Source organism: Tistrella mobilis KA081020-065 (assembly GCF_000264455.2).
GTDB lineage: Bacteria > Pseudomonadota > Alphaproteobacteria > Tistrellales > Tistrellaceae > Tistrella > Tistrella mobilis.
On the sequence record NC_017956.1, the window covers coordinates 321,638 to 346,340 of the forward strand.

The window sequence follows — 24,703 nt, forward strand, 5'->3', positions numbered from 1 at the left end:
GATGACCAGCGCATCCGAAGCCGGGACGGCCGGTCAGCTTCTCGTGATCGGCGCCGGCCGGATGGGCGGGGCGATGATCGAGGGTTGGATCGCCCGTGGCCGCGATCCGCATAGCATCACCGTGATCGACCCCTCTGCCGACGGCCGGGCCCGGCTGCAGGCCCGGGGTGTGCGCGTTGCCGCCGATGCCGATGCGGTGGCCATGCCCGATGGCGGTTTCGACGTGCTGGTGGTGGCGGTGAAGCCGCAGAACTTCGAGGCGGCCCTGCCGCCTGCAGCCCCTCTGGTCGGGCCTGAAACCCTGGTGGTCTCGGTCGCCGCCGGCAAGACGGTGCAGACCCTGCGCGACCTTCTCGGCCATCCGCGGAAGGTGATCAGGGCGATGCCGAACACCCCTGCGGCAATTGGTCGCGGCATCACCGGCTGCTATGCGGTCCCCGAGACCGAGGGCGGTGATCGTGCCCTGGCCGAGACACTGCTTTCGGCCGTGGGTGAGGTGGTCTGGATCGAGGATGAAGGGCTGATCGATGCGGTGACCGCCGTTTCGGGCAGCGGACCGGCCTATGTCTTCCACATGATCGAGGCGATGACCCTGGCCGGCGAAGAGGTGGGGCTGCCCCACGAAACCGCCCGGCGGCTGGCGCGGGCGACCGTGATCGGCGCCGCAGCGCTGGCCGATGCCTCGTCCGAGACCGAGACCGCATTGCGGGAAGCCGTCACCAGCCCGGCCGGCACCACCGCCGCGGCCCTGTCGGTGCTGATGGACCGGCAGGTGGGGCTGCCGCCGCTGATGGCGCGCGCGGTCACCGCCGCACGCGACCGCGGCCGGGAGCTGGCAGGCTGACGATCCGGGGTCGGGAACCTCGGGTTGAGAGACGAGGGGGCGGCTGCGGCCGCCCTTTTTCGTGCGCCCGAGGTGGGGAAATCAGGGCCGCATGACGGACCGGCCCACGCATGGGTCTTGCCCCGCAGCCCGGTTCGGGTCACTAATCGGCAAAGCCCCACAAAAGCGGAGCGCCGGAGAGATGACCCACGCGATCAACGGCATCGATCATGCCATCATCGGTGTCGCCGACCTGGAAGCGGCACGGGAGCGGTTTCGGCGGCTTGGCTTTGCCGTCACCGACCGCGGACGCCATGTCGGCTGGGGCACGGCGAATTACTGCGTCATGTTCGACGACGACTATCTGGAACTGCTGGGGTTGATCGACCCCGCCGCCTTCACCAACGGCCTGGATCGTTTTCTTGAAAAGGGCGAGGGCGGACTTGGCGTGGTGTTCTCCACCCCGGATGCCGAGGCCTCGCATGCCCTGCTGGGCGCGGCCGGGCTGGTCGCGCCCGAAAATGCGCTGCGCAATCTGGGCCGGGTGATCGAGAACGGCCCGGATGGCGGCCCGGTGGAACTCGCCTTCCGCAACGTCCATCTGGCGGACGGGGCCACGCCGGGCATTCCGGCCTTCCTCTGCCAGCATCTGACGCCCGAGAAGATGCGCCGCCCGGACTGGCTGGCCCATCCCAACACCGCCCGCTGCATTCTGTCGGCCACCATCGTGGTCGACGATGTGAACGCGGCGACCGAGGCCTATTCCCGGTTGTTCGGCAGCGGTGCGGTCACCCCCACCGATACCGTGATCGCGGTGCATACCGGCCGGGGGGTGCTGATGTTCGCCACGCCCTACGACCTGCCCAATCTGCATCCCGATCTCGACGACGAGCCCCGCGCCCATGATCACGGCCTGGTGGCGCTGCAGATCGGCGTCGCCGATCGCGACCGTACGGCGGCCGTGCTCGAGGAGAACGGGGTGGCCTTCGATCGCGAGCAGAATGGCGATCTTATCGTCGGCCCCGAAGAGGCCTGCGGCGTGCTGATCGAATTTACCTCCGTCTGACCGACGGATCTGCGCCGGAACATGACAAGGGGCGGCCCCGTCGAGGCCGCCCTTTGTCGGTTCAGGCGCGGGATCTTCAGATCGGCGGCCGGCGCGGCCCCGACAGGCGGCGGTCCAGGAAGCGCAGGGTCACTTCCATGGCATAGCGGGCCTCTTCCGGTCGATAGTCCGGGCGGGCCTCGCAATTGAAGCCGTGGCCGGCCTGCGGGTGGACGTAGATCTCGGCACCGGGTGCCGCCACGCGCAGCTTATCGGCGGTGGGGCCCGCCGGAATATGACCGTCGCGCCCGCCCAGATGGACCAGAAGCGGCGCCACCGGCTTGATGCCCTCGTCCAGATATTTCGGCACCTGGCCGCCGTAATAGCTGACGGCTGCGTCGATCGACAGCTTTGCGGCGGCCAGATAGGCGAGGCTGCCGCCCCAGCAGAAGCCGACCACGCCCACGGGGAAGGCGGCGCCGTGGCGGGCACGCAGCCGATCCACCGCGGCGGCGACATAGGTCAGGGCCTCGTCGTCGGGCACCTGGCCCTTCAGCTCGATGCCGCGCTTCAGGTCTTCGGGGCCATAGCCGAGTTCGGTATCCGGCGCGACCCGGTCGAACAGAGCCGGTGCCACCACCTCATAGCCCGGCAGGGCAAGGCGATCGACCACGCCCCGGATATGGGCATTCACCCCGAAGATCTCCTGCAGGACCACCAGGCCGGCCCGCGCGGGCTGGCGGGGCGTGGCATGCCAGGCCGAGATCGACGTGCCGGTAGCGGCATCCAGACGGATGAACTCACCCATGTGCGAAACCTCGTGACGATGTTGCGGCAGGGCTCCGGGACGCTCCGGAGCCTCCTCTCAGATACGACATGATGTTGGGGAACGGAAGAGACGGGTATGCCGCAACCAGGATTGACACCGTCTGGTCGCATGACCGGCTGCCCCTCTGCCGTCATGATGCCTTGAGAGATCTTCGGAAGAAGACCACCGCTTGCCGCAGAAGATCTGTACGGCCGGCGGTCGACGATGATGGATCGGACGGCACCCGTGGAGACCGGACCCTTTGAGAGGGGATCTCTTGGTCGGAGCACGGGACTTATGGGTAGTCAGACGATGACGGCGGCCGCGCAATCGGGCGGCCGCCACGAACGGAGCATCGCCGAGGTCGCGGCCGAACTGCTGGGCTTCGCGCGGGCGATGGATGACGGCCGGCTGGACTACGACCGGCGGGCGGTCAGGCTGACCTTCGGCAGCGCCAATGGCGACGGGATGCTCGCCGTGATCGTGATCCTGGCGGCGGTGTCCCTGGTGGCCGGCGTCGTCTCGCTGTTTCTGATCAACGATCTGGCGCTCCTTGGTCTTTCCCTGCCGGATTGGAGCTTCTTTGCCCTGGCGCTTGTCCTGCTCTGCCTGGCCCTCTGGGCGGCGCCGCGCTCGGGCACGCATTTCGATCTGCGGCAGCGGGCCGTGATCCATGGCGGGGCAAGCTTGCCTTTCGACCGGATCCTGCCCGCCCAGCTGGAGCTGACGCCCGATGACGACGGGGTGGCGCTCAGCCTGGAGCATCCGGATCTGAACCGGCGCCTGGCGCATTTCCCGGCAGCGAAGATGGAGGCGGCGCAGGCCGTCCGGGCGCGGCTGGTCGAGCTGCTGGAACGGCGGCTGCCTTTCACGCGGTCCGCAGCTTTCACGCGGCCTGCAGGCCCCGCCTCTGCACCCCGGCAGACCACCGGTGCCGGGACCGGCCTTTCCGCTGATCTTCCGAAAGCGCCGGGGCGTTTGACCCCGGTCCAGGGCTGGATCATCGGCGCCGGCGCGATCTTCGCCCGCGCCAACGGCCACCCGGTCGATCGGCTGGGAGAGGTGTCGGGGCCGCTCGGGGCGCTTGGCCGGCGCAAGGCCGTGGCGTTGCTGCGCGAGGGCTGGGGCATTTCGGGCGGCGAGGATGTCGACCGCGAAGTCATGTCCCTGATCACCCGGGGGCACCGCGAGGATTTCGGCTTCACCGCCCGTGTCGCAGAGCTGTCGGAGGGCGAGCGGGCACGCTATGGTCGGGCCCTCCACGCCCTCACCGACAGCGGGTTGGCGGGTGATCCCGCCGCCCGGCGGCGGGCGCTCGCCGACCTGATCGCCCTGCGCTATGGCCCCCAGGGCTTGCAGGTGATGGGCGGCGTGCTGCGCCGTGCTCCCGAGACCGACCCTGCCGTGGTCGAGCTGGCGGAGACCGCCATGCTGGGCCCGCTCTGAGATCCGGAGGTCGATGCGGCGGAGCTCGAACCCCATTGGGCGCGGGCACGCGAGATGGTCGGGGCGGAATTCGGCGACGAGGGGGTGGGTGCCTTCGACGCCTGGCGTGCGGCCTTCACGCGCGACGTGATCGAGGTTCCGGGGGCGCTCGAGCTCTATGTCCAACTCCGGATCTTCCTGCATCAGCTGGCCGATCCCGACTTCCCGGCCGAGGAGTTGGGGCGGCTGCGGCTCCTGGAGGCAGCCGGTCCCGGCGCCGTCACCCATGACCGGCATATGGCCTGGGACTTCGGCCGGGCATTGATGCTGATCCGCTGGGGCCACATGGCCGGCTGGATCGATGCCGATGATGCCTGGATGCGGATGCTGCCGATCGCGCGCGAGATCCAGAGCGCCTATGGCTCGTGGACCGATATGGCGGCGGCCTATCTGGAGGGGCGGGCCTTGTGGTCGGGTGGTGCGGACGCCGATCAACCGGTCTTCGAGAAGGCGGCAGCCGGGCTCAACGCCGACGCCGACGGCCCCTGGAACCGATTGCCCTGGGATCTGCCGCTCGAGAAGGACTGGTGACCGACCATTCCGTCATCGCTTATGTGAAACGCCCGGCATGACATCATGCCGGGCGTTTCGTGTCAGGCGCGGTGGTCGGACGGGACGGGCCGTCAGACGTTGAACAGGAAGTGGAAGACGTCGCCGTCGCGGACCACGTATTCCTTGCCCTCCATGCGCAGCTTGCCGGCGGCGCGGGCCTCGCTTTCACCACCGCAGGTGATGTAGTCGTCGAAGGCGATGGTCTCGGCGCGGATGAAGCCGCGCTCGAAATCGGTGTGGATCACGCCGGCGGCCTGCGGGGCGGTGGCGCCCTTGCGGACGGTCCAGGCGCGGGCCTCCTTGGGGCCGACCGTGAAGAAGGTCAGCAGATCAAGCAGGCTGTATCCGGCGCGGATGACCCGGGTGAGGCCGGTTTCCTCAAGCCCCAGCGCCTCGAGGAAATCGCGCTTCTCTGCCTCGTCGGAGAGCATGGCGACCTCGCTCTCGATCTTGGCGGAGACCACCACGGCCGCGGCGCCCTCGGCCTCGGCGCGGGCGAAGACCCGGGCCGACAGCTCATTGCCCTCGGCGGCGGCGCTCTCGTCGACATTGCAGACATAGAGCACCGGCTTGGCGGTCAGCAGCTGAAGCAGCTGGAAGGCACGGCGCTCCTCGGCGTCGATCTTCACGGTCCGGGCAGGGCGGCCATCCTGAAGAGCGGTCAGCACCCGGCCCATCAGCTCGATCTGGGCCTTGGCGTCCTTGTCGCCACCCTTGGCGCGCTTCTCGATGCCGGCCATGCGCTTCTCAAGGCTTTCGAGATCGGCCAGCATCAGCTCGGTCTCGATGGTCTCGGCATCGCGCAAGGGATCGACGCCACCCTCGACATGGGTGATGTCGTCATCCTCGAAGCAGCGCAGCACATGGGCGATGGCATCGACCTCGCGGATATGTGCCAGGAACTGGTTGCCCAGACCTTCCCCCCGGCTGGCGCCGCGCACCAGGCCTGCGATGTCGACGAAGTCGAGCTGGGTCGGGATGATCTGCTTCGAGCCGGCGATGGCGGCAAGCTTGTCGAGGCGCGCATCCGGCACCATCACCCGGCCGGAATTCGGCTCGATGGTGCAGAACGGATAGTTCGCCGCTTCCGCTGCCGCGGTGCTGGTCAGCGCGTTGAACAGGGTCGACTTGCCGATATTCGGCATGCCGACGATGCCGCATTTGAAGCCCATGGGATTACTCCTCGCCGCCGGTCGCACCCGCGGGCGGGGCACCCGCGGCATCCGGCTTCGCCGGCTTTGCCGGCTTCAGCGGTTTCGGCGGCCGGACGGCACCCGCAACCTTGCTCATATAATCGCTCTCGCGGCCGGCCAGCAGCAGCGGCAGATGCACCGCCACCGCATCGGTCAGATCGCGGAGCCAATCCTGTTCGGCCTTGGCGAAATCGCCCAGCACCCAGCCATGGACCCGGGCCTTGTCGCCCGGATGGCCGATGCCCAGCCGCACGCGCACGAAATCGGCCCCCATATGGCGGGTGATGTCGCGCAGGCCGTTATGGCCGGCATGGCCGCCGCCGGTCTTCACCCGCATTTTCGAGGGGGCGAGGTCAAGCTCGTCGTGGAACACGACGATGCGGCCCGGCTCGATCTTGTGGAAGCGGGCGGCCTCGGCGACCGAACGGCCGCTCTCGTTCATGTAGGTGAGGGGCTTGAGCGCGATCGCGCGCTCGGGGCCGATGCGGCCTTCGGAAATCTCGCCCTGGAACTTGCGGCGCCAGGGGGAGAAGCCATGGCGGCGGACGATTTCGTCCACCGCCATGAAGCCGATATTGTGGCGATTGCCGGCGTATTCGGGGCCGGGATTGCCCAGACCGACCAGCAACCACATGATCGTCAGGCCTCTTCGTCGCCTTCGGCCTCACCGGCGTCCTCGGAGAGGCCGGCCGGTGCCGCAATCGTCGCGATGGTGAAGTCGCGATCGCTGATCGCCGGGCGGGTGCCCTTCGGCAGCTCGACGGCGCTGATGTGGATGCTGTCACCGATCTGGGCGTTCGCCAGGTCGACGGTGATCGACTGCGGGATCGCGTCGGGGGCGCAGATCATCTCGACCTCGTGACGGACGACGTTCAGAACGCCGCCCTTCTTGATGCCGGGGCAGGTCGCCTCGTTGACGAAGTGCACGGCCACTTCGACGCGGATCTCGTGATCGCCGGTCAGGCGCAGCAGGTCGACATGCAGCGGCACGTCGGTGACCGGATGGAGCTGCACGTCGCGGGCCAGCACGCGGATGCTCTCACCGTCCAGCTTCACCTCGATCACGGTCGAGGCGAGGTCCGGGGTACGGTTGAAGAACAGGCCGAACTCGCGGGCGTTGAACGACACCATCTGGGCGGGCTGCTTGCCGCCGTAGATCACGCCGGGGACGAGGCCGTCACGGCGGGCCTGACGCGCGGCCCCCTTACCGCCGCGGTCACGCGCCGTCGCATTCAGCACGGGCTGAGTGGTCATGAGGATGGTCTCCTGCTGGCCGGCGGTGCCTGTCTGTACGGCCCGCCGGGGGGTTATGCCGGTTCGCTGATGCCTTGGTCCGGAAATACGGCAGGGCGGGCCTCCAGGGGTGCCCGCCCTCGATACCGTCAGGTGTCCGGGACGTCAGTCGAACAGGCTGGACACGGAACTTTCGTCGGCAATCCGGCGCATCGCCTCGCCGATCAGCGGCGCGATGCTCAGGCTGCGAATGTTGCGGGACACGCGCATCGCCTCGGTGGCGGCGATCGAGTCGGTCACGATCAGCTCTTCCAGTGCCGAGGAGGTGACGCGGGCGACGGCGCCGCCCGAGAGCACGCCATGGCTGACATAGGCCTTCACCGAGCGGGCGCCGTTCGCCATCAGGGCGGCAGCGGCGTTGCACAGCGTGCCGGCGCTGTCGACGATGTCGTCGATCAGGATGCAGTCCCGGTCCTCGACGTCACCGATGATGTTCATCACCTCGGACACGCCGGCGCGCTCGCGCCGCTTGTCGACGATGGCGAGATCGGCATCGATGCGCTTGGCGACCGCACGGGCGCGCACCACGCCGCCCACGTCGGGAGAGATCACCATCAGGTTGCGGCCGGCCGACTTCTCCTGGATGTCGCGCACGATCACCGGTGCTGCATAGAGATTGTCGACCGGGATGTCGAAGAAGCCCTGGATCTGGCCGGCATGCAGATCCAGCGTCAGCACGCGGTCGGCGCCGGCGGTGGTGATCAGATTGGCGACCAGCTTGGCCGAGATCGGCGTGCGCGGACCGGGCTTACGATCCTGGCGGGCATAGCCGAAATAGGGGATGACGGCGGTGATCCGGCGGGCGGAGGCGCGCTTCAGCGCGTCCAGCGTCACCAGCAGCTCCATCAGATTGTCGTTCGCCGGGTGGCTGGTCGACTGGATGACGAACACGTCCTCGCCACGGACGTTCTCCAGGATCTCGACGAACACTTCCATGTCGGAGAACCGGCGGATATTCGCCTTGGTCAGGGGAAGGTTCAGGAACGTCGCGATGGCTTCGGCCAGCGGCCGGTTGCTGTTGCAAGCGATAACCTTCATCGACACTGCCCCGCGATGATCTGTCCGACTGTCCGGATGAGGAAGATGAGGACGCACGTCCCGCCCGTGGGATCATCCCCGTGGGCTTTGCATGCCGATGGTCGGTTCAACCTTTGGTCGCGCCGGCCGTCCGTGCGAACTGTGCGAGAAAAGGCAAGCGACCGCAAGACGTTGTTCGACGTCCTCCGGGCCTGCCTTTGCGCGGGCGCAAAATAGCAAGGCGTCTCGAAGCTGTAAACATGCAGGCGGCGGGGGGCGCGTGCCCGCCCGCTGCATGCATGGCCGGAATGACACGGTACCGCCGCCGGGTACGGTCAGTCCGGGTCGGGCTGGCCGACATAGATCACCACCGCCAGGATCGTGATGTAGAACCGGAAAGCCGGTGCCTGGCCGTTCCAGGTAGATGATTGCCACATGGCGAACCACTCGCCGCCGATCACCATGAAGCCCACGAACCAGACCAGAAAGCCCATGGCGGCGCCGAAATGGACCATTCGCTTGGCGCGGCCGAATTCTCCGGCCGTGCCGTTGACCCGGCGCAGCATGGCGATGCCGCCCACGGCGAACAGGGCCGCGGTGATGCCTTCGCCGGCGATGATCGCCCAGTAGCCGATATGCCAGAAGATCGGATCGGTGATCGCCCGCCACATCAGCGCATTGCCGGGGAAGGTGTCGTCCATCGCCAGAACGTGAGACACGAAGGCGAAATTCGATCCGTAGTCGGTCAGATTGTTGAAGGTGACGAGGAAGGCGAAGGCCGAGAGGCCAAGCACCATCACGATCTTGGCCACACGCGACGCAGCAGGCATGAACGCTCGCTCCCTGGGACCGGGCGGTTTGCCCCCGGTCCGGACACTCCTGACCGGAGGTCCCTGTCCCGGAACGGGGTCCGCCTCACATCATTATGCAACTGGCCATCATGCCCAGAAGCAGCACCAAGGTGAAGATGATCAGATGGGGCACGCGTGCGGCTTTCTTGTGGGGCGCCGGTTTCTTGTGAGGCGCCGGCCGGGCGGTTCGGGCGGCGAGAAGGTCAGGCGGCGAGCAGGCGGAAGCGGTCGACGTCGACCAGCCCCATATCGGTGATCTTCAGATGCGGGATCACCGGCAGCGGCAGGAAGGCGAGCTGCAGGAAGGGTTCGGCCAGGCGGCAGCCGATGGCGCGGGCGGCCGCACGCAGCGCCACCAGCCGGTCGCGGACATGGTCGGCGCCGGCATCGCTCATCAGCCCGGCGACCGGCAGGGCAAGATCGGCCAGAACCCGGCCATCGCGCACCACCACGAAACCGCCGCCCATGGCGATCAGCCGGTTGACCGCCACCGCCATGTCGGCATCGCCCGCCCCCACCACACAGATATTATGGCTGTCATGGCCGACGGAGGATGCGATGGCGCCGTCGGGGAAGCCGAAGCCGGTGACGAAGCCGCGGCCGACATTGCGGTTGGTACCGTGGCGGGCGAGCACCGCGACCTTGAGCAGGTCGCGCGACGGATCCGCCCGCCGCTCGCCGCCCGCATAGGGCAGCGCCATGGTCAGGTGATCGGTGATCAGGCTGCCCGGGCGGATGCCGATCACCGGCGCCCCCGGCCCCTGGGCAGGCACCCGGAAGATGTCGGGGGTGACCGGCGGCAGCCGGACCGAGCCGAAGCCCACCGGCGCCGGCATGGCGCCATGATCGAAGATCCCGTCTTCCACCACCCGGCCGTTGCGGATGACGGTTGCGACCGCGCAATGCTCCAGGTCGTCGAGCACGACGATATCGGCCCGCCTGCCCGGCGCGACCAGCCCCCGGTCCTTGAGCCCGAAGCCCTGGGCGGCCGACCAGGTGGCGGCGCGGTAGACGGCGCCTGTCGGTGCGCCTGCCTTGATCGCCGCCCGGATCAGATGATCGAGATGGCCCTCCTCGGCGATGTCGAGCGGGTTGCGGTCGTCGGTGCAGAAGGCGAAGAAGGGGGAGTTGCGCCAGTCGAGCAGCGGTGCCAGCGCGGCCACGTCCTTCGAGACGCTGCCGTCGCGGATCAGCACCTGCATGCCCTTGCCGATCTTCTCCAGCGCCTCGGCACGGTTGGTGCATTCGTGGCAGTTGCGGATGCCGCAGGCGAGATAGGCATCGAGGTCGCGCCCCGAGAGCAGAGGAGCATGACCGTCGATATGGGTGCCGTCGAAGGCGGCCAGCTTGTCCAGCACCTCGTCGTCCAGATGCAGAACGCCCGGCACATTCATGAACTCGGCAAGCCCGATCACCGAGGGGTGGTCGCGGAAGGCGACCAGATCATCGGCGCTCAGCCGGGCGCCCGAGGTCTCGAGCCCCGTCGCCGGCACGCAGGAGGAAAGCTGCACTCTGAGGTCCAGGGCCGTGTGCAGGCTGGCATCCAGGAAGTAGCGCAACCCCTCGGTGCCGAGCACATTGCAGATCTCGTGAGGGTCCGAGATGGCGGTGGTGGTGCCGCGGGCCAGTGCCAGCCGGTCGAATTCGGCCGGTGTCACCAGCGTGCTTTCGACATGGACATGAGTGTCGATGAAGCCCGGCACGATCACCCGGTTGCGGGCGTCGACCTCGCGTCGGCCGCGATAGCCGGGGCCGACGCCGACGATCATGTCGCCGGCGACGGCGACGTCGGCCACCTCCAGCGCACCGGTCGCAAGGTTCAGCACCCGACCGCCGCGGATCACCAGATCGGCTGCCTCGCGACCGAGGGCCTGATCGATCCGGCGCTTCAGGACGGCCTTGGTGTGATCGCGGGTGGCGTGGGAGGCCCCGGTCTCGCGGGGGGTGGCGCTGGCCATCGGCTTTGCCTCCGGATGCGTGCAGGATCCCTGCGACCGCATGAAAGAGCCGCGCGGGGTTCGGTGGAATCTGGTGTGGCGGGGCAGGGGCTGCAAGCGTCAGTGCGTCGCGTGCGGCTCAATCGAGCAGCACGATCGCCGAGACCTGGCGGCCGTAATCCGCCTCTCCCCGGTGGGTGGTACGACGATAGGAGAACAGGGTGTCGATGGCACCATAGGTGTCGGTACCGATGGCGTCCGCCGTGATCCGGTTCCGCCTCAGCCGGGTGAGCAGATAGCCGGGCAGATCGAAATGCAGCCGGTCGTCGCGTCCCGGGCTGAAGAAGCCGGCCGCGGCCGGATCGGCGGCCATGGCGGCGTCGCGCAGTTCCGGCCCCACCTCGTAGCTCGGGCCGGCGATGCAGGGGCCGATCACGGCGCGGATGCGGCTGCGGCTGGCGCCCAGCGCCTCCATGGCCTCGATGGTCGCGTCGGTGGCGCCGCCGACCGCGCCCTTCCAGCCGGCATGGGTGGCGCCGATCACCCGGGCTTCGGCGTCGGCGAACAGCACCGGCGCACAATCGGCGGCAAGCGCGCCGAGGACGATGCCCGGCAGCCGGGTGACCATGCCGTCGGCATGGGGGCGGCCTTCGGCACCGCGATCGGCTTCGGGATAAAGCGCCAGCCCGTCTTCGTCGACCGTGATCACCCGGCGGCCATGGACCTGGTGGTTGGTCAGCAGGTGCCGGGGTGCGGGCGTCAGCGCGGCAGCCACGCGGCGGCGGTTCTCCGCGACGGCGGCCGGGTCGTCGGCGCTGCCCGGGCCGCAGTTCAGGCTGGTGTAGAGGCCGGTGGAGACGCCGCCCTGCCGGCCGAAAAAGCCGTGGGCGATGCCGGGCAGGTCGAGCAGATCGTGGCGGTCATGGGGCGGCCGGTCATGCATGAGGGACTGGGGCATCAGGTTGCCTCCTCGCGGGGGGCTTAAAGATCGGCGTCGAAGCCGGGCACCGGTGCGAAGCCGGGCGGTGCCGGCCGGCCGGGTGGCGTCAGGGCCAGCACCTTGAACAGGCGCCCCATCTCTTCCGGGGCCGTCAGGCGCTTCAGGGCGGTGGCGATCTGGGCGCGCTCGCCGCCGTTACGGGCACCGCGGGCCAGGCGTTCGGCACGGGCACCGATGCCGAGCCGGCCCAGAAAGCTGCCCTGATCGACGGGGCCATGGGCCAGGGCGCCGCCGGCGGCCGCGGCCGCGGCCAGACGCTCGAAATCGACATGAACGGTCAGGTCGGCGCGCCCCGGTTCTTCCAGCGGGTCGGCATGGGCATGCGCCTTCACTGCCTGGAAGGTGTCGCCGGGGGCACTGATGCCATGGCCGTAATCGACGATCAGTGCCGCACCGCCGAGCGCGGCAAGCCGGGTGCCGATGGTGCCGGCGATCGAAATCGATGCCGGCTGGACCTCGGCGATCGCTCCGGCCGGGATCTCGGCCAGCGAGGCCCGGGCGATGCGCGGGGTCAGCAGGGCTGCGGCCGGGCTTGGATCCGGCGACAGGCCATAGCGGAACCGTCCCGGGCGGTCGGGATCGAGGTCGATCATCCGTTCCGACCACAGGCCGTCGGGGCGCCGGACCAGCTGGCGGACCGGCAGGGCATCGAAGAACTCGTTGGCGATCAGCAGCAGCGGCCGGTCATCGGGCAGGCCGTCGACCGTATCGTGCCAGACTGGCGGCCGGGAGAGGCCGGCATCGGCGACCGCCTGGGCCTGGGCCTCACGCAGGCGCGGGCTCTGTTCCACGAAATGCAGCGACACCCGATCCAGAAGCCCCGGCATCATCTTCATCGCCCGAAGCGCGTCGGCCATCAGCGTGCCGCGGCCGGGGCCGAGTTCGGCGAGCGTGACCGCCGGCGGCTGGCCGGCTTCATCCCAGGCGACCGCCAGCCACAGCCCGACCAGTTCACCGAACATCTGGCTGATCTCGGGGGCCGTGACGAAGTCGCCATCTGCCCCGAAGGGCTCGCGGGTCGTGTAATAGCCGTGCTGCGGATGGCCGAGCACCAGGCCCATATAGGTGCCGAGGGTCATCGGCCCATCGACGGCGATGCGTCCGGCGATGATCCGGCCGAGCGGGGTATCCGCAGGGGGGAGGGGGGTGGCGTCGGTCATTCGCGGCCCGGTCCGGTCGCGGCGTCGGTCCGGCCGCGGGCGCGGAGCACCAGATAGACGCCGATCAGGAACATGGGCAGGGACAGCAGCTGTCCCATGGTGAGGCCCGCCGCCAGAAAGCCTAGGAAGGCATCGGGCATGCGGAACAGCTCGGCGATCGACCGGGTGATGGCATAGCCCATCAGGAAATAGCCGGCCAGCAGGCCCGGGCGGGCCCAGGTTTCCCGGCGGCGGGCAATGAACCACAGCACGACGAACAGCAGCAGGCCTTCAAGCAGCGCTTCGTAGATCTGGCTCGGATGGCGGGGTTCCGGACCGGCCATGGGGAAGATCATGCCCCAGGGCACATCGGTGGGGCGCCCCCAGAGTTCGCCATTGATGAAGTTGGCGATCCGGCCGAAGAACAGGCCGATCGGCGCGGCCGCGGCCACCAGATCGCCCACGGTCAGCGGATTGACGCCCTTGGTCCGGGCGAACAGGGCCAGCGAGACGGCCACGCCCAGAAGCCCGCCATGGAAGGACATTCCGCCCTTCCACACCATGGGGATCTCCAGCAGATGCTGGGCATAATAGTCCGGGCGATAGAACAGCACGTACCCGAACCGGCCGCCCAGGATGACGCCGAAGGCGACCCAGACCAGCAGGTCGTCGATCGACCGTTCGTCCAGGCCCAGGGCGTGGCGCCGGGTCAGGCCCACAACATAGCGCCAGCCGATCAGCAGACCCGCGATATAGGCCAGGGCGTACCAGCGAATGGCGATCGGGCCGATGGCAATCGCAACCGGATCGATGTCGGGGAAGGTCAGGCCGGTCATCGGCAGCGGGCCTCGCGGAGGTTCGGGATCGGGTGTCGGCGGCAGTCTAAGGGGGGCGCCCCTGCCGCTCAAGCAGTGCCGCCCGAGAGTGTGTCACGCGGGTGGTGACATCTTCGAGACCCGACGATAACTGCAGGCCGGGCATGTGAATGTGATACTGTTAACGAAGCGGTGACCATGTTATGGATCCGCAAGGTCCGAACCACGTGCGTCGCCCGTTCTGTCGGGTGTCGCCGGAAGGCGCGGACCCTCAGTCCTGCAAGCCAATGTACACGTCCTCCAGGTCCGTGTCCGCCGGCCGGGCCGTCCGGGCGCAAGCCCGGTTTCCGGTCCTGTCTTCGGCCACCGGCCGTCCGGGAGATCGCCGATGCAGAGCAATAACCCCTTCTTCGACGACATGGCCCGTGTCGCCAGCGGTGCCATGAGCGGCTTTGCCGGTCTGCGCCAGGAAATGGACCAGCTGGTCCGCTCACGTGTTGAGCGGATGCTGGCCGAGATGGGCGCCGTGACCCGCGAAGAGGCGGATGCGTTGCGGGCACTCGCCGAAGGCCAGGCCGAGCGGATCACGGCACTCGAGGCGCGGATTGCGGCGCTGGAAGCGGCGGCGGGCCCGGTCGCCGATGCCCCCAAGGCAGATGCCCCTCAGGCCCATGCTCCCCAGGCCCATGCTCCCCAGGCCGATGCTCCCCAGGCTGACGCCCCGGACGAACGGTCGGCCTCTTGACCGCGATGCCCGGTACCGGACTGGTGCCGGCCCGCTCCGGCATGGCCGCCGCCGCCCTCTGGGTGGGGGTGCTGGCGGTGTCGACCGGGGCGATTTTCGCGCGTCTGGCGGATGCGCCGGCCCTGGTGATCGCCACCGGCCGTCTCGCCATCGCCAGCCTGCTGATCCTGCCGCTGATGGGCATGCGTCATCGCAGTGCGATCCGCACGCTCGGCCGGCGCCATCTGCTGATTGCGGTGGTGTCGGGCGCCTTTCTGGCGCTGCATTTCGCGACCTGGATCAGCTCGCTCTCCTATACCTCCATCGCCAACTCGGTGTTGCTGGTCAACACGGTGCCGATCTGGACCGCCCTCGGTGGTCTCGTCCTCGGCATCGACCGTCTGGACCGGCGGGGCTGGCTGGCGGTGGGGCTTGCCGTCATCGGAACCGTCATCGTCTCGGCGCCGTCTGCCGATCTGACCGGCGACGGGCTTCTCGGCAACGTCCTGGCGCTGGTCGGCGGGGCGGCGATGGCGGCCTATCTGCTGTGCGGACGTGCCCTCAGGGCCAGGCTCGATCTCGTGCCTTATGTGATGCTGGCCTATGGTGTGGCGGCCGTGATCCTCCTTTCGGTCACGCTCGCAGCCGGCCTGCCTCTTCTGGGACACGGGACGGCCACATATCTGGCCCTTGTGGGAATGGCGCTTATCCCCCAACTAATTGGTCACAGCACCTATAACTGGTCGCTGAAGGCCCTGCCGGCGACGGCGGTGTCGATCTCTCTCATGGGGGAGGCGGTGTTCGCCAGCCTGTGGGGATGGCTTCTCTTTCACGAGAGCCTGCCACCCGCGACGCTCGGCGGTGGAGTTCTGGTTCTGGCCGGCATCGTATTGGCCCAGACCCGCCTCGACCGAACACGGCGCGCGCAGGACGGTGGCGCCTGAGGGAAGGATCCGGTCACCGGATTTCTGCCCGAGGGATTTCCACCCAGCCTGCGCCTGTCATGCGCGACGGTCCGGATCCCGGATACCTGCGCAGCTCTGCCTCCTTATTGACACTTGTTCCCGCCGGGTCTCGGACCCACGATCGAGCACATGGACGACGATCTCATCTGGAAAGCGCTCTCGGACCCAAGCCGCAGGCGCATCATCGAACTTCTTCACGCGCAGCCCCGCCGCACCGGCGATCTGGCCGCCTGCTTCGACGTGACCCGTTTCGCGGTCATGAAGCACCTCGACCTTCTGGTCGAGGCAGGTCTGGTCACGGTGGAACGGCGCGGCCGCGAACGCTGGAACCGGCTGGCGCTCGAGCGCCTCACGCCGACCGTCGCCGGCTGGCTTGCCCAGTTCGCGGTGGGGGCCGAAGCCGAACAGGGCAATCTGCCCGGTGCGGTCGAGGCCATGGCGATCGAGGCGGCCGTCGAGATCGACCTGCCCCGTCGGCGCGCCTATCAGCTTTTCGTCGAACAGGCGGAAAACTGGTGGCCGCGTGAGGGCGAGGGGCGGGTCCGCCTGGAAGCCGCAACCGGCGGCTGGCTCTATCTCGACCGCGGTCCCGGCCGGCCCCAGATGATCTGGGCCGTGATCGGCGATGCCCGGGCGCCGGCGGCGATCGAACTGATCGGTGCCTGCGGCCAGAAGGGCGTCGAAAGCGCCCGGACCCGCCTCGTCTTCGAAAAGGCGGGCAAGGGGCGGACCGTGGTCCATCTGCGCACCGATGCCCTGGTGACGCTGGATCAGGCGGGGCGAGAGCGCTATCGCGCGTTCTGGCGCCGTCTGCTGACCGACGCCTATGCGAGCTATGCCGATACACAGGCAGGCCCGGCGGAAGCGGACCTCGATCTCGAGGACGACGACGCCCATGGCGAGCCGCAGAGCGCCTGGGTGGCCGGCGCCATCCGCTGACGCTTGAGCGTCGTCCGCACTTGGCTCTAACCCCCGGCGGGCCGGACCATCATCCGGCACCGTCGGGGGTTCGTGTGTCTGCACGGAAGGCCGCCGGCCCGGTCGCGGGATTCTCCCCGCCGGCCCTAAATCGCTGATTTTTCCTTGACGATCGGGGCCGGCTCGCCTAAAGACACGGTCTCCGAAAGGTGCCCGGCCCGGGTGCCGCCATCGACGACGCCGGCGCGGCGCATCGTCCGAAGGTTTCAACAAGCGTCCGCCCGCTGAAGGTTTCCAAACATGGCCCGTCGTTGCGAGCTTACCGGTAAGCGTTACATGGCAGGCAACAATGTCAGCCATGCCCACAACAAGTCCCGTCGCCGCTTCAATCCGAACGTCCAGGACACCGGCATCTATTCCGACGTGCTGGGCCGTCTGGTCCGCCTGAAGGTTGCCGTGTCGACCCTGCGTTCGATCGAGCGTCGTGGTGGCCTCGATGCCTTCCTCGCCGGTGCCCGTGAGGTCGAGCTCTCGCCCGACGCCCGCCGGCTGAAGAAGCTGATCGTCGAGAAGCGTGCCGCTCGCGCTGCGGAGTTCGCCGCCGCCGAGTGACGCCGGAGCCCCATGCGGGTTCCGCCGCTCCAGATCCAGAAGGACCCGCGCCGGAGACGGTTGCGGGTCCTTCTGCGTTCGAACAGACTATCCGGGACGGCGCAGTCACGTGCCGCCCCATCACCCGACGGCCTGTATCGCCGTCCGGACGGCAGATGAACCGCCTGCCGTCCCTTTGGGAAAGAGAGACCATCTCCCATGGCTCATGCGCTGCACCGCCTCTGGCTGCCGATCCTGGCGATGACCCTTGCGGTCGTCGCCTCCAACATTCTGGTCCAGTATCCGATCAACGACTGGCTGACCTGGGGCGCCTTCACCTATCCGGCGGCCTTTCTGGTCACCGATCTGACCAATCGCCGCTACGGCACCGCATCCGCCCGCCGGGTGGTCTATGCCGGTTTCGCGATCGCGGTCGTCATGTCGCTGTGGTTCGCCGATCCGCGGATCGCGCTCGCCTCGGGCGCGGCCTTCCTGGTTGCGCAGCTGATGGACGTGACGGTGTTCGACCGGCTGCGCCGCCGGCCCTGGTGGCAGGCGCCGCTGATTTCGTCCTCGCTGGCCTCGGCTTTCGATACGGTGCTGTTCTTCACCATCGCCTTCGCCGGCACCGGCCTGCCCTGGATCAGCTGGGCGGCGGGCGATTGGGGGGTGAAGATGGCAATGGCTCTGGCCATGCTGGTGCCCTATCGCGCCCTGATGCAGATCCTGCTGCCGCTGCCGACGGATCCCGTGCACGAGCATGGCTGATCAGGCCTGGCCCGCCCGGTAGCGCCGCGGTTCCAGCCCCAGCGCGCGGATCCGCGAGGCGAGGGTGGTTGCCGGCAGGCCGAGCAGGGCGGCGGCCCCGTTCGGGCCGTAGACCCGGCCGCCACACCGGCTGAGGGCGGTTTCGATCATCCGTCGGTCACGGTCGCGGCGGCCGGCTTCGGTCAGCAGCTCGTCCTCGTCCCCGGCCAGGGCAGGCGCTGCGGGCGCCGCTGCCGGGCCGGCATGCAGGGCGGCAGATGGCTCCAGATCGAAGCGCAGCCGCCCGCCCCGGGCCAGGATCGCCGCCCGTTCGATCACATTCTCCAGCTCGCGGACATTGCCCGGCCAGTCATAGCCGGTCAGCCGCTCGACATCGCCGCGGGTCAGCCTGAGATCGGGGATGTTCAGCCGCCGGCAGGTCTTGGCCAGAAAATGGGCCGCCAGCAGCGGCACGTCATCCAGCCGCTCGCGCAAAGGCACGCTCTCGATCGGGAAGACGTTGAGGCGGAAATAGAGATCTTCGCGGAACCGGCCGCGGCGTACCTGATCCTTCAGGTCTCGATTGGTGGCGGCCACGATCCGCACATCCACCGCCCGGGTCCGCTCTTCGCCGACCCGCTCGAAATGGCCCTCCTGCAGCACCCGCAGCAGCTTGCTCTGCAGTTCCAGCGGGATCTCGCCCACCTCGTCCAGGAACAGCGTGCCGCCATCGGCCAGGTCGAACCGGCCGACCCGGTCGCGCACCGCGCCGGTGAAGGCGCCGCGGACATGGCCGAAGAACTCGCTTTCGAACAGCTCCCGCGGGATGGCTGCGCAGTTCACCCGGATCAGCGGCCGGTGCGACCGGCGGCCGGCTTCGTGGATCGCCCGCGCGATCAGCTCCTTGCCGGTGCCGCTTTCGCCGGTGATCAGCACATTGGCATCGGTTGGTGCAACCAGGTCGATCTGGCGGGCGATCGTCTGGATGGCGGCGCTGCGGCCGATGATGTGGTGGTGGTTGACCTCGGTGCGGATCTCTTCCAGCAGATAGGCATTCTCGCGCTCCAGCCGCTCGCGCAGCGCGTCGACCTCGGCCAGGGCGGCATGCAGCCGTTCCTCCGCCTCCCGGCGGCTGGTGACGTCGCGGAACACGATCACGGCGCCGACCACCACGCCGCGGTCGCGGATCGGCGTGCTGGTATATTCCACGCGGATCGGTCGGCCATCCTTTCGCCAGAACACTTCGTCGTCGATCTGCCGGACCTCCCCCTCGCGGAAGGCGGCGTAGATCGGGCATTCATGCTCGGGATAATGGCTGCCATCGGCATGGGTGTGGTGGACCATGCCATGCATGTCGCGGCCCACCAGTTCTTCCGCCCGCCAGCCCAGCAGACGTTCGGCGGCCGGGTTGACGAAGGTGGTGTGGCCCTCGGCATTGATGCCGTAGATCCCCTCGCCCGCGGCCCGCAGGATCAGCTGGTTCTGTCGCTCGACATCGCGGAAGAAGCGTTCCACCCGCCGCCATTCGGCGATACCGCCCTTCAGATAGGCGTCGGCCTCGGCATCGACCTCGCGGCGGTGGCGTTCCTCAAGATCCGTGATGGTCAGCAGGACCAGCCCCGCGCCTGGCCCGTCGAGCCGTGCGCCTTCGTACTCGACCGCCACCTCGCTGCCATCGGCACGGCTGGGGGCCAGGCCGCGGGTCACCGCCTGGCCCTGGTCCAGAACCGCCTCGGTGAAGACCACCAGCGCCGGCATCTGGCCCTGATGCAGCGCGCTCATCCGGCGCGTGGCGAGCACCTCCGGCGGCAGGCCGAACAGCCGGCCTGCCGCCGGATTGGCATGCAGGATCAGATCGGCCACGGGATCGAAGACCAGCATCGGCCGCGGGCTGGCGACGATGATCGCCTCCGCCAGGGCATCGGCCCGGCGGGCGTGGTCGGATGGTGCTGCGGTATCGGGCATGGCGTCCTCCGGACAGGACCGGAAAGGGCGCGGGGGTATGTGGAAGCCTAGCACGAAACTTCGTGAAACCAACCACGATATTCCGTGGATCACGACATATCGTGGTCGCTCACGTCGATTGGGTTTCGAAAATTTATCGAATTATATCAGATAGATAAATGGATTTCGTCCGTCTGGCCCGGCGGTTGCAGAACAGAAGCCCGGGACGCGGCATCCCCCGCCTGCCGCCCGGCTGTTCAGACCGTTCATCCGTCAGGGAGTGACACATGACGATCAAGAGCCTCGGCGACGCCTTCGATCCGGATGTCGACCTCGGCCATGGCCGGCAGTGCGGCTGCGCCGCCTGCGCCACGACCTCTGCCCGGCCGACCTCCGCTCAATCTGGCCCGGCGCTGCCCGTGGGCGAAGAGGCGCTGGTCGATCGGGTGGTCGAGAATGCGGTCGTCCGCTCCATGTTCGGCGGCAACGAGATTGCCCGGCGGTCGTTTCTGAAGACCGTGGGGGCGGGGGCCTTTGCGGCAGCGCTGGCCTCGGTTCTGCCGCTCGACCGGGTGAAGGCGGCGGTCAAGGACGGCATGACCGGCGGTGGTCCGCTCGAGAAGACGAAGCTCAACATCGGCTTCGTCCCGATCACCTGCGCCACCCCGATCATCATGGCCCATCCCATGGGCTTCTATGAACGCCGCGGCCTGGATGTGCAGGTGATCAAGACCGCCGGCTGGGCGGTGGCGCGCGACAAGTCGCTCAACAAGGAATACGACGCCTCGCACATGCTGACGCCGATGCCGCTGGCGATCACCATGGGGGCGGGCTCGACCGCTCAGCCCTTCCTGATGCCGGCGGTGGAGAACATCAACGGCCAGGCGATCGTGCTGCATGTCGATCACAAGGACAAGCGCGACCCCAGGGACTGGAAGGGTTTCCGCTTCGGCGTTCCCTTCGAATACTCGATGCACAATTTCCTGCTGCGCTATTACGTCGCCGAGCACGGGCTCGACCCCGACAAGGACATCCAGATCCGGGTCGTGCCGCCGCCGGAGATGGTCGCCAATCTGCGCGCCGGAAATCTGGACGGCTACCTGTCGCCGGATCCGTTCAACCAGCGTGCCGTCTGGGAAAAGGTCGGCTTCATCCATCTGCTGACCAAGGACATCTGGGAGGGGCATCCCTGCTGCGCCTTCGCCTGTTCCAAGGCCTTCGCCGAAGAGATGCCGAACACCTATGGCGCCCTGGTCATGGCCCTGCTGGAGGCGACCTCCTATGCCGCCGATCCGGCCAATCGCAAGGAGATCTCGGCCGCGATCGCGCCCGCCAATTATCTGAACCAGCCTGTGCCGGTGATCGAGCAAGTGCTCACCGGCCGCTTCGCCGACGGGCTGGGCCAGGTGCAGGACGTGCCCGACCGGATCGATTTCGATCCCTTCCCCTGGCATTCGATGGGGGTATGGATCCTGACCCAGATGAAGCGCTGGGGCTACATTTCGGGCGAGATCGACTATCGCGGCATCGCCGAACAGGTCTATCTCGCCGCCGAAACCGGTGCCTGGATGAAGGAGCTGGGCCTGACCCCGCCCGAGGTGACTTACGAGCCCCACACCATCATGGGCAAGACCTTCGATCCGGCGGATCCCGAAGGCTATCTCGCCTCCTTCGCCATCCGGCGCAGCTGAGCCTGCCACTCTGGGAGACCCGGAATGATGCCGTCGCTCCGCATCCGTGCCGCGATCCTGTCGGTGGCGGTGCTGGCTCTGCTGCTGGGGGTCTGGGAACTCTCCAGTGCAGCCCCGGCCGCTTCGGCCGCGCAGGATGAATATGCCCGTCTGATGGGCGGTGCCGACACCCAGGCCCGTCTGCCGGCCCCCTCCGACATTCTGACGCGCGCCTGGGAAGAGATATCGGATCCCTTCTACGACGCCGGCCCCAACGACAAGGGGATCGGTATCCAGATCGGCTATTCGCTCTACCGGGTGGCGGCGGGCTATCTGGCCGCGGCCGCCATCGCCCTGCCGCTCGGCTTCCTGATCGGCATGTCGCCGCTGGCCTACCGGGCGCTCGACCCGTTCATCCAGGTGCTGCGGCCGATCTCGCCACTCGCCTGGATGCCGCTCGCGCTGTTCGTGATCAAGGACAGCCAGATGTCGGCGATCTTCGTGATCTTCATCTGCTCGATCTGGCCGATGTTGCTCAATACCGCCTTCGGTGTCGCCAATGTCCGGCGGGATTGGGTGAATGTCGCCCGCACCCACGAACTCGGGCCGGTCTCGACCGCCCTCAGGGTCATCCTGCCGGCCGCTGCGCCCACCATCGTGACGGGGATGCGGATCTCGATCGGCATCGCCTGGCTGGTCATCGTGGCGGCAGAGATGCTCGTGGGCGGCACCGGCATCGGCTACTACGTCTGGAACGAGTGGAACAATCTCGATCTCACCAGCGTGGTGTTCTCCATCCTGATGATCGGTCTGGTCGGTATGGCGCTGGATGCGCTGCTCGGCGCGCTCGCCCGCGCCGTGGCCTATGCCGATTGAGGCGGAGAGAGGTATCCCATGACGAGCGCACGCCCCTTTCTCGACGTCTCAGGCCTGGCAAAACGCTTCCCCACCCGGGGCGGTGGCGAGACCACGGTTTTCGAGCAGGTCGACTTCACCATGGATCGTGGCGAATTCGTCTGCGTGATCGGCCATTCCGGCTGCGGCAAATCCACCATCCTCAACATCCTGGCCGGACTCGACAGCGCCTCCTCGGGGGCGGTGGTCATGGATGGTCGGGAAATCTCGGGCCCCGGCCTCGACCGCGGCGTGGTGTTCCAGAATTACAGCCTGCTGCCCTGGGCGACGGCGCTTGAAAACGTGGTCTTTGCCATCCGCGCCCGACATCGTGACTGGTCGCGGCAGCAGATCCGCGCGCATGCGCTCAGCCATCTGGCCAAGGTCGGACTGTCCGGCGGGGCGGAGCACCGCAAGCCGGCCGAACTCTCGGGCGGCATGCGGCAGCGGGTCAGCATCGCCCGGGCTTTTGCGATCGAGCCCCGGCTGCTGCTGCTCGACGAGCCCTTCGGCGCACTGGATGCGCTCACCCGCGGCACCATCCAGGACGAGCTGATCCGCATCTGGTCCGATACCGACCAGAGCGTGTTCATGATCACCCATGACGTCGATGAGGCGATCCTGCTCGCCGACCGGATCCTGCTGATGACCAACGGCCCGCGGGCCCGGATCGCGGAGAGCGTGGTCATCGATATCCCGCGGCCGCGGGCCCGGGACACCATCCTGCACGATCCGGCCTTCTATGCCATCCGCAACCATCTGGTCGAATTCCTGACCCGGCGCTCGCGGGAGCTGGCCGCCGGGGCCGCCGGCGCGGGCACCGGTGCCCCGCGCACCGTGCGTTTCGGCCGCGACGGCAGTGCCCAGGGCGTGGATGTCGTGCCCTTCCAGCGTGCCGCCCGTTGAGCGGCTCTCCGATCCGTTTCGTCGCACCCGTTCATCACGACCCGCAGCGAGGACCCCTCATGAACATGACCAAGACCTCCACCGATGCGCCGCTGTCCAAGGCCGATGCCACGGCGCTGATCCTCGCCGCCAAGGCGGCGCATGGCCTGACCTGGGAGGCTATCGCCGAGGGCATCGGCATGTCGCCGGTCTGGACCACCTCGGCGGCACTGGGCATGAACAGCATGCCGCTCGAGAAGGCGCAGGCGCTGGTGGCCCTGCTCGACCTGCCGGCCGCTGTCGTGCCGGCACTGGTCGCATTCCCGACCAAGGTCTGGGACCAGGCGGTGCCGACGGACCCGGCGATCTATCGCCTCTACGAGATCGTGGGTGTCTATGGCGAGACGCTGAAAGAGATCATCCAGGAGAAGTTCGGCGACGGCATCATGAGCGCGATCGACTTCACCATGCATGTCGACAAGGTCGAGGACCCCAAGGGCGACCGGGTCAAAATCACCATGAACGGCAAATTCCTGCCCTACAAGGCCTGGTGATCCAGGGCCCTGAACCGCATTGCATAGCATGATGCTTCAGGCGGGTGTCGCGAGGAAACGTGGCACCCGTCAACCTTGTGGATAAAAACAAACAGTCTTGACTGTTTTTTTATAGAGTCGCAGTCTTGAAACATGACGCGACCGGCCGGGGAGAGGGAGATGACCGGTGCGAAGGTGCGGCGCACGCAGGAGGAGCGGAGCGCCGAAACCCGCGACAAGCTGCTCTATGCGACGCTCGACGTGCTGATGGAGGCCGGCCATGCCCGGCTGGCCACTCAGGCGGTCTGTGAACGCGCTGGCGTGTCGCGCGGCGCGATGCTCCATCACTACCCTACCCGCAGCGAGCTGCTGGTCGCGGCGATCGAGCGGCTGCTCGACGACGAGATCATCGAGATGCGCGGCATGGCCGCCTCGGTGCGTTCGGGCGCGATCGGCCTGGATGCTTTCGTGGACGATCTGTGGCGGCGCTTCTCGGGCCGGCTGTTCTACATCACGCTCGAACACATCACCGCTGCCCGGACCGATGACGATCTGCGCGACGCGCTGCTGCCGGTGGTGAAGCGTTTCCATGTCGCGCTCGACGACATGTGGACCGAGTTTTTCGAGGCCCGCGGCACGGCCGACCGGGCCACGACCACCGTCCTCAATCTGACGCTCTGCCTGCTGCGCGGCATGGGCGCCCAGACGGTGCTGAAACCGGATCCGGACTATTACCAGGACCTGCTCAGGGCCTGGAAGACGATCCTCGCATCCCTCGTGGAGGGGCGGGGCTCAGGCGGCACGCTGGCGGGGAGCGTCGGCGTGTGAAATCCACCCGCACAATCGATCGGCCTCTCAAGAAGGGCCGGCGGCA

General features: G+C 68.0%; 25 protein-coding genes. 14 read left to right on the top strand and 11 right to left on the bottom strand.

Annotated features, from left to right (window positions below):
* Position 1 precedes the first annotated feature (1 nt).
* Both proC and TMO_RS01555 read left to right on the top strand, forming a co-directional pair.
* Positions 2 to 844: a pyrroline-5-carboxylate reductase gene (gene proC, locus TMO_RS01550; RefSeq protein ID WP_014743820.1), complete on the top strand. Its 843-nt coding sequence runs from the start codon at positions 2 to 4 to the stop codon at positions 842 to 844.
* 181 nt (positions 845 to 1,025) lie between these two features.
* Complete coding sequence (locus TMO_RS01555; RefSeq protein ID WP_014743821.1) at positions 1,026 to 1,889, top strand: VOC family protein; 864 nt, start codon at positions 1,026 to 1,028, stop codon at positions 1,887 to 1,889.
* 76 nt (positions 1,890 to 1,965) lie between these two features.
* On the opposite strand, the gene TMO_RS01560 is transcribed toward TMO_RS01555, so the two are convergent.
* Positions 1,966 to 2,676 (bottom strand): dienelactone hydrolase family protein, encoded by a 711-nt coding sequence (locus TMO_RS01560; protein WP_014743822.1) that lies wholly within the window; start codon positions 2,674 to 2,676, stop codon positions 1,966 to 1,968.
* A 297-nt stretch (positions 2,677 to 2,973) separates the two neighbouring features.
* On the opposite strand from TMO_RS01560, the gene TMO_RS01565 reads away from it, so the two are divergent.
* Both TMO_RS01565 and TMO_RS01570 read left to right on the top strand, forming a co-directional pair.
* Positions 2,974 to 4,122, top strand: a complete 1,149-nt coding sequence (locus tag TMO_RS01565; RefSeq protein ID WP_014743823.1) for a hypothetical protein — start codon at positions 2,974 to 2,976, stop codon at positions 4,120 to 4,122.
* 54 nt (positions 4,123 to 4,176) lie between these two features.
* Positions 4,177 to 4,692, top strand: coding sequence for a DUF1266 domain-containing protein (locus TMO_RS01570; RefSeq protein ID WP_014743824.1), 516 nt, complete (start codon positions 4,177 to 4,179; stop codon positions 4,690 to 4,692).
* Positions 4,693 to 4,784: 92 nt separating this feature from the next.
* Here the strand turns inward: TMO_RS01570 and ychF are convergent, their stop codons facing one another.
* The 9 genes from ychF to lgt form a co-directional block, all read right to left on the bottom strand.
* The gene (ychF, locus tag TMO_RS01575; RefSeq protein ID WP_014743825.1) at positions 4,785 to 5,885 is read right to left on the bottom strand and encodes a redox-regulated ATPase YchF; all 1,101 of its coding nucleotides are present in this window, start codon (positions 5,883 to 5,885) and stop codon (positions 4,785 to 4,787) included.
* A 4-nt stretch (positions 5,886 to 5,889) separates the two neighbouring features.
* Positions 5,890 to 6,540 carry an aminoacyl-tRNA hydrolase gene (pth, locus tag TMO_RS01580; RefSeq protein WP_014743826.1) on the bottom strand — a complete coding sequence of 217 codons (651 nt, stop codon included), beginning with the start codon at positions 6,538 to 6,540 and terminating at the stop codon, positions 5,890 to 5,892.
* A 5-nt stretch (positions 6,541 to 6,545) separates the two neighbouring features.
* On the bottom strand, positions 6,546 to 7,160 hold the full coding sequence (locus TMO_RS01585; RefSeq protein WP_014743827.1) for a 50S ribosomal protein L25/general stress protein Ctc: 615 nt from the start codon (positions 7,158 to 7,160) through the stop codon (positions 6,546 to 6,548).
* 144 nt (positions 7,161 to 7,304) lie between these two features.
* Positions 7,305 to 8,237, bottom strand: a complete 933-nt coding sequence (locus TMO_RS01590) for a ribose-phosphate pyrophosphokinase (protein WP_041604782.1) — start codon at positions 8,235 to 8,237, stop codon at positions 7,305 to 7,307.
* A 314-nt stretch (positions 8,238 to 8,551) separates the two neighbouring features.
* Positions 8,552 to 9,046, bottom strand: a complete 495-nt coding sequence (locus tag TMO_RS01595) for a DUF2165 family protein (RefSeq protein ID WP_014743829.1) — start codon at positions 9,044 to 9,046, stop codon at positions 8,552 to 8,554.
* 224 nt (positions 9,047 to 9,270) lie between these two features.
* Positions 9,271 to 11,025 (bottom strand): adenine deaminase, encoded by a 1,755-nt coding sequence (gene ade / locus TMO_RS01600; RefSeq protein ID WP_014743830.1) that lies wholly within the window; start codon positions 11,023 to 11,025, stop codon positions 9,271 to 9,273.
* A gap of 118 nt (positions 11,026 to 11,143) precedes the next feature.
* Positions 11,144 to 11,962: a peptidoglycan editing factor PgeF gene (pgeF, locus tag TMO_RS01605; RefSeq protein ID WP_014743831.1), complete on the bottom strand. Its 819-nt coding sequence runs from the start codon at positions 11,960 to 11,962 to the stop codon at positions 11,144 to 11,146.
* Positions 11,963 to 11,985: 23 nt separating this feature from the next.
* Entirely contained in the window at positions 11,986 to 13,164 is a 1,179-nt protein-coding gene (locus TMO_RS01610) for a class I SAM-dependent methyltransferase (protein ID WP_014743832.1), read from the bottom strand.
* Positions 13,161 to 13,979 (bottom strand): prolipoprotein diacylglyceryl transferase, encoded by an 819-nt coding sequence (gene lgt, locus TMO_RS01615; protein ID WP_014743833.1) that lies wholly within the window; start codon positions 13,977 to 13,979, stop codon positions 13,161 to 13,163. Before lgt ends, TMO_RS01610 begins: the two co-directional genes overlap by 4 nt.
* Positions 13,980 to 14,346: 367 nt before the next feature.
* Here lgt and TMO_RS01620 point away from each other — a divergent pair, with 367 nt between their 5' ends.
* The 5 genes from TMO_RS01620 (at position 14,347) to TMO_RS01640 (ending at position 17,924) form a co-directional block, all read left to right on the top strand.
* Positions 14,347 to 14,703, top strand: coding sequence for an accessory factor UbiK family protein (locus TMO_RS01620; RefSeq protein WP_014743834.1), 357 nt, complete (start codon positions 14,347 to 14,349; stop codon positions 14,701 to 14,703).
* A 5-nt stretch (positions 14,704 to 14,708) separates the two neighbouring features.
* Complete coding sequence (locus TMO_RS01625; protein WP_014743835.1) at positions 14,709 to 15,626, top strand: DMT family transporter; 918 nt, start codon at positions 14,709 to 14,711, stop codon at positions 15,624 to 15,626.
* A 150-nt stretch (positions 15,627 to 15,776) separates the two neighbouring features.
* Complete coding sequence (locus tag TMO_RS31025; protein ID WP_014743836.1) at positions 15,777 to 16,586, top strand: ArsR/SmtB family transcription factor; 810 nt, start codon at positions 15,777 to 15,779, stop codon at positions 16,584 to 16,586.
* 279 nt (positions 16,587 to 16,865) lie between these two features.
* The gene (gene rpmB / locus TMO_RS01635; protein ID WP_014743837.1) at positions 16,866 to 17,177 is read left to right on the top strand and encodes a 50S ribosomal protein L28; all 312 of its coding nucleotides are present in this window, start codon (positions 16,866 to 16,868) and stop codon (positions 17,175 to 17,177) included.
* Between the two features lie 198 nt (positions 17,178 to 17,375).
* Positions 17,376 to 17,924, top strand: coding sequence for a VUT family protein (locus TMO_RS01640; protein ID WP_014743838.1), 549 nt, complete (start codon positions 17,376 to 17,378; stop codon positions 17,922 to 17,924).
* Here the strand turns inward: TMO_RS01640 and TMO_RS01645 are convergent, their stop codons facing one another.
* A complete protein-coding gene (locus TMO_RS01645) occupies positions 17,925 to 19,868 on the bottom strand; it encodes a sigma 54-interacting transcriptional regulator (protein ID WP_014743839.1) in 1,944 nt (647 codons plus the stop codon).
* Positions 19,869 to 20,134: 266 nt separating this feature from the next.
* Between TMO_RS01645 and TMO_RS01650 the strand changes: the two genes are divergently transcribed.
* The 5 genes from TMO_RS01650 (at position 20,135) to TMO_RS01670 (ending at position 24,657) form a co-directional block, all read left to right on the top strand.
* Complete coding sequence (locus TMO_RS01650; protein WP_014743840.1) at positions 20,135 to 21,538, top strand: CmpA/NrtA family ABC transporter substrate-binding protein; 1,404 nt, start codon at positions 20,135 to 20,137, stop codon at positions 21,536 to 21,538.
* Positions 21,539 to 21,565: 27 nt separating this feature from the next.
* Positions 21,566 to 22,393, top strand: coding sequence for a nitrate ABC transporter permease (ntrB, locus tag TMO_RS01655; RefSeq protein ID WP_041605277.1), 828 nt, complete (start codon positions 21,566 to 21,568; stop codon positions 22,391 to 22,393).
* Between the two features lie 18 nt (positions 22,394 to 22,411).
* Positions 22,412 to 23,317 carry an ABC transporter ATP-binding protein gene (locus TMO_RS01660; protein WP_014743842.1) on the top strand — a complete coding sequence of 302 codons (906 nt, stop codon included), beginning with the start codon at positions 22,412 to 22,414 and terminating at the stop codon, positions 23,315 to 23,317.
* A 59-nt stretch (positions 23,318 to 23,376) separates the two neighbouring features.
* On the top strand, positions 23,377 to 23,850 hold the full coding sequence (gene cynS / locus TMO_RS01665; RefSeq protein ID WP_014743843.1) for a cyanase: 474 nt from the start codon (positions 23,377 to 23,379) through the stop codon (positions 23,848 to 23,850).
* A gap of 159 nt (positions 23,851 to 24,009) precedes the next feature.
* Entirely contained in the window at positions 24,010 to 24,657 is a 648-nt protein-coding gene (locus tag TMO_RS01670) for a TetR/AcrR family transcriptional regulator (protein WP_014743844.1), read from the top strand.
* Positions 24,658 to 24,703 lie beyond the last annotated feature (46 nt).

What these genes read in the sequence shown, in the direction of transcription:
- proC (WP_014743820.1), top strand. Translation starts at nt 2, where the DNA reads ATGACCAGCGCATCCGAAGCCGGGACGGCCGGTCAGCTTCTCGTGATC.
- TMO_RS01555 (WP_014743821.1), top strand. Translation starts at nt 1,026, where the DNA reads ATGACCCACGCGATCAACGGCATCGATCATGCCATCATCGGTGTCGCC.
- TMO_RS01560 (WP_014743822.1), bottom strand. Translation starts at nt 2,676, where the DNA reads ATGGGTGAGTTCATCCGTCTGGATGCCGCTACCGGCACGTCGATCTCG.
- TMO_RS01565 (WP_014743823.1), top strand. Translation starts at nt 2,974, where the DNA reads ATGGGTAGTCAGACGATGACGGCGGCCGCGCAATCGGGCGGCCGCCAC.
- TMO_RS01570 (WP_014743824.1), top strand. Translation starts at nt 4,177, where the DNA reads ATGGTCGGGGCGGAATTCGGCGACGAGGGGGTGGGTGCCTTCGACGCC.
- ychF (WP_014743825.1), bottom strand. Translation starts at nt 5,885, where the DNA reads ATGGGCTTCAAATGCGGCATCGTCGGCATGCCGAATATCGGCAAGTCG.
- pth (WP_014743826.1), bottom strand. Translation starts at nt 6,540, where the DNA reads ATGTGGTTGCTGGTCGGTCTGGGCAATCCCGGCCCCGAATACGCCGGC.
- TMO_RS01585 (WP_014743827.1), bottom strand. Translation starts at nt 7,160, where the DNA reads ATGACCACTCAGCCCGTGCTGAATGCGACGGCGCGTGACCGCGGCGGT.
- TMO_RS01590 (WP_041604782.1), bottom strand. Translation starts at nt 8,237, where the DNA reads ATGAAGGTTATCGCTTGCAACAGCAACCGGCCGCTGGCCGAAGCCATC.
- TMO_RS01595 (WP_014743829.1), bottom strand. Translation starts at nt 9,046, where the DNA reads ATGCCTGCTGCGTCGCGTGTGGCCAAGATCGTGATGGTGCTTGGCCTC.
- ade (WP_014743830.1), bottom strand. Translation starts at nt 11,025, where the DNA reads ATGGCCAGCGCCACCCCCCGCGAGACCGGGGCCTCCCACGCCACCCGC.
- pgeF (WP_014743831.1), bottom strand. Translation starts at nt 11,962, where the DNA reads ATGCCCCAGTCCCTCATGCATGACCGGCCGCCCCATGACCGCCACGAT.
- TMO_RS01610 (WP_014743832.1), bottom strand. Translation starts at nt 13,164, where the DNA reads ATGACCGACGCCACCCCCCTCCCCCCTGCGGATACCCCGCTCGGCCGG.
- lgt (WP_014743833.1), bottom strand. Translation starts at nt 13,979, where the DNA reads ATGACCGGCCTGACCTTCCCCGACATCGATCCGGTTGCGATTGCCATC.
- TMO_RS01620 (WP_014743834.1), top strand. Translation starts at nt 14,347, where the DNA reads ATGCAGAGCAATAACCCCTTCTTCGACGACATGGCCCGTGTCGCCAGC.
- TMO_RS01625 (WP_014743835.1), top strand. Translation starts at nt 14,709, where the DNA reads ATGCCCGGTACCGGACTGGTGCCGGCCCGCTCCGGCATGGCCGCCGCC.
- TMO_RS31025 (WP_014743836.1), top strand. Translation starts at nt 15,777, where the DNA reads ATGGACGACGATCTCATCTGGAAAGCGCTCTCGGACCCAAGCCGCAGG.
- rpmB (WP_014743837.1), top strand. Translation starts at nt 16,866, where the DNA reads ATGGCCCGTCGTTGCGAGCTTACCGGTAAGCGTTACATGGCAGGCAAC.
- TMO_RS01640 (WP_014743838.1), top strand. Translation starts at nt 17,376, where the DNA reads ATGGCTCATGCGCTGCACCGCCTCTGGCTGCCGATCCTGGCGATGACC.
- TMO_RS01645 (WP_014743839.1), bottom strand. Translation starts at nt 19,868, where the DNA reads ATGCCCGATACCGCAGCACCATCCGACCACGCCCGCCGGGCCGATGCC.
- TMO_RS01650 (WP_014743840.1), top strand. Translation starts at nt 20,135, where the DNA reads ATGACGATCAAGAGCCTCGGCGACGCCTTCGATCCGGATGTCGACCTC.
- ntrB (WP_041605277.1), top strand. Translation starts at nt 21,566, where the DNA reads ATGCCGTCGCTCCGCATCCGTGCCGCGATCCTGTCGGTGGCGGTGCTG.
- TMO_RS01660 (WP_014743842.1), top strand. Translation starts at nt 22,412, where the DNA reads ATGACGAGCGCACGCCCCTTTCTCGACGTCTCAGGCCTGGCAAAACGC.
- cynS (WP_014743843.1), top strand. Translation starts at nt 23,377, where the DNA reads ATGAACATGACCAAGACCTCCACCGATGCGCCGCTGTCCAAGGCCGAT.
- TMO_RS01670 (WP_014743844.1), top strand. Translation starts at nt 24,010, where the DNA reads ATGACCGGTGCGAAGGTGCGGCGCACGCAGGAGGAGCGGAGCGCCGAA.